At 33.2% G+C, this 1,024-nt stretch carries 2 protein-coding genes; both read right to left on the bottom strand.

Features of this window, described 5'->3' with window-relative positions; genetic code table 11:
- Positions 1 to 433, bottom strand: a 433-nt coding sequence (locus tag FHK87_RS25955; RefSeq protein WP_140597835.1) for an ExbD/TolR family protein, incomplete at its 3' end; no start/stop codon positions are given.
- A gap of 268 nt (positions 434 to 701) precedes the next feature.
- On the bottom strand, positions 702 to 1,024 hold a 323-nt coding region (locus tag FHK87_RS25950), incomplete at its 5' end, for a biopolymer transporter ExbD (protein ID WP_140597832.1).

Raw genomic sequence — 1,024 nt, 5'->3', positions numbered from 1 at the left:
TATAAGCTGCTACCAGCTCATTTTGCACTGCGATATAAGTAGCATAATTTGTTTCTCTGTTGTTACGTAGAGAAATTACTGCTTTTGTAGGATTATCAGAAGAAGAAGGGTCTTTAGCTCCCTGACAGTAGTTACAAGCGTCTTCACCTCTTCTGCCACCATTATCTAAAAATTTAATAGCAGCTTCGCGAAGGTCTTTCAATTCCATAGGAACTTCCTCTACCAAAAGATCGTTGTTTTTGTTTAATTCTACTGTAAAGATGTTTTTTTGTTTGATAAAAATTTGAGTGTCATCTTTGATAGGAGGGGGGAGTTTCCTGCTAATCCCATTATCTGTCTCAATTGTCGTAGAGACTAAGAAAAAAATGAGGAGTAAAAATGCAATATCTGCCATAGATCCTGCATTAACTTCTGGTGCTAATCTTCTTACCATAATAAAAAATATTTAGTTAATAATTATTTACATAATCAGTAAAAAGTGACCAATTAATGATGTTGAATTATGTGTAAATATTTTTTGCGATAGTTGTTTTTTTACAAATTCAATATCATTATTGGGTGGCTAGATATTTGAATTATTGGTTTTGGATCACTATGTGAAAATTAGCAATAGTTATGCCAATTTATAGATACGTTTGGAGTAATAAAAAAGTCCTACGGTAAGTAGGACTTTTTTAAATATTTATTTTGCAATGAATCTATTACTTCAGATTGTCAGTTGCATCACCAGTTCTGGTGGTGTAATTGATTTTTAGAGCCTGTACTTCTCTAAGTTCTTTTTTGATATCTCCTACAAGTCCCATGTTGGTTTGTCCGTCCACTTTTAGGGCAGTTGTAAGAAAGGGTACAAGTTCTTCTCTTTTAGAAGCTCTTTCAGCTAAAATAAAAGGTTTGATGTCGCTTACATTAGCAAACTTATCATTAAGCTGTATTCTAGGCTGATTTCCTGCACTAGCACTGTATCTTGCACTTGGTTTTCCTGCATAGATATACATTACCAAGTCTTTTTTGTCTAACTTTTCAA

The organism is Aquimarina algicola, from assembly GCF_006443095.1.
GTDB classification, from domain to species: Bacteria; Bacteroidota; Bacteroidia; order Flavobacteriales; family Flavobacteriaceae; genus Aquimarina; species Aquimarina algicola.
This window is presented reverse-complemented; position numbering and strand designations above follow the sequence as displayed.